This window comes from Arthrobacter sp. TB 26 (genome assembly GCF_000427315.1).
Lineage (GTDB): Bacteria > Actinomycetota > Actinomycetes > Actinomycetales > Micrococcaceae > Arthrobacter.
The window spans coordinates 1-1596 of the sequence record NZ_AUPJ01000428.1 but is presented as its reverse complement, the minus strand read 5'-3'; the positions used below and the strand labels follow the sequence as shown (position 1 = coordinate 1596).

The window sequence follows — 1596 nt, the reverse complement described above, 5'->3', positions numbered from 1 at the left end:
GGCCCGCTCACGATCCATCCGCCCGGTTCCAGACCCGCTAGACCGGCCAGTCCATCAGTTTGGACCGGATCAGGAACCGCTTGCCCTCAGGTGCTTCCACCGAGAACCCGCTCCCCCGGCCGGGAACAACATCCACGGTCAGGTGGGTGTGGCTCCAGTAGTTGAACTGCTCCTTCGACATCCAGAACTCAATGGGCTGCGGCTGCAGCCCATCGGAAATGTCGAACAGTCCCAGCTGCACGTCCGAGTCCCCGGTGATGAACTCCCCGGCGGGATAGCACATCGGCGAGGATCCGTCGCAGCAGCCGCCGGACTGATGGAACATCAGCGGACCGTGCTGGAGCCACAGGGTGCGCAGGAGTTCCACCGACTCCGGGGTGAGCGCCACCCGGGAGAAGTCCTCCCCGGGAACGGTCACGGCGGCGTCGAGCTTGGTCTGGGGCATCAGAGTCCTTTCTTCGTCAGTACTTGATGACAACGCGGCCGTCGATCTTGGCGTGCTTCATTTCGTCGAGCACAGCATTCACGTCGGAGAGCTCCCGGGTGGAGACGGTGGGGTGGATCTTGCCCTGGGCGTAGAATTCCAGGGCCTCCTCCAGGTCCTGCCGCGTTCCCACGATGGAACCGCGGACGGTCAGGCCCTTGAGCACAATCTCAAAGATCGGTGCCGGGAAGTCACCCGGCGGCAGGCCGTTGAACACAATCGTTCCGCCGCGGCGGGCCATCCCGATCGCCTGGCCGAATGCTGACGGGTGCACCGCCGTGACGAGGACTCCATGGCAACCTCCGGTTTCGCGCTGGATGACTTCGGCGGGATCTTCCTGCAAAGCATTGACTGTCAGCTCCGCACCGTGCTTCTTGGCCAGGGCGAGCTTGTCGTCAGCAATGTCCACCGCGGCAACACGCAGGCCCATGGCAACCGCGTACTGGACGGCGATGTGGCCGAGCCCGCCGATGCCCGAGATCGTGACCCACTGGCCGGGCCGGGCCTCGGTCATCTTGAGCCCCTTGTAGACGGTCACGCCGGCGCAGAGTACCGGGGCCACCTCCACCGGGTCCGAGCCCGCCGGGATCCTGGCCGCGAAGCGCGTGTCCACCAGCATGTACTCGCCAAAGGAACCGTCAACGCTGTAGCCGGCGTTCTGCTGCGCTTCGCAGAGGGTTTCCCAGCCGGTGCGGCAGTACTGGCAATCGCCGCAGGCGGACCAAAGCCAGGCATTGCCGACGAGATCTCCGACGGCCAGGTCCGTAACGCCCTCGCCGAGGGCAACGACCTCTCCGACGCCTTCATGGCCCGGGATAAACGGCGGGGTCGGCTTGACCGGCCAGTCGCCTTCCGCGGCGTGGAGGTCTGTGTGGCAGACGCCCGTGGTCAGTACCTTCACGAGCGCCTCGCCCCGGCCCGGAACGGGAACAGGGAGAGTCTGGATCTGCAGGTCCTTGCCGAATTCGGTTACTACTGCTGCCTGCATTGTCGTCGTCGTCGTTGTCGTCGTCATAGCGAAATCCTTGCGTCATCAAACTTGGGTGTAGCTATAGGGCGTGTGCAGCGTGCCGGCGTCCTTCCGCGTAGGTGCACAAGTGGTACGGGCGGGG

The 1596-nt window shown here is 65.0% G+C and carries 2 protein-coding genes; both read right to left on the bottom strand.

What is annotated here, in order from left to right:
* Nucleotides 1-37 precede the first annotated feature (37 nt).
* Nucleotides 38-445 carry a DUF779 domain-containing protein gene (locus K789_RS0116340; protein ID WP_024367694.1) on the bottom strand — a complete coding sequence of 136 codons (408 nt, stop codon included), beginning with the start codon at nucleotides 443-445 and terminating at the stop codon, nucleotides 38-40.
* Nucleotides 446-461: 16 nt separating this feature from the next.
* Nucleotides 462-1472, bottom strand: coding sequence for an alcohol dehydrogenase AdhP (gene adhP, locus K789_RS0116335; RefSeq protein ID WP_024367693.1), 1011 nt, complete (start codon nucleotides 1470-1472; stop codon nucleotides 462-464).
* Nucleotides 1473-1596: the final 124 nt, after the last annotated feature.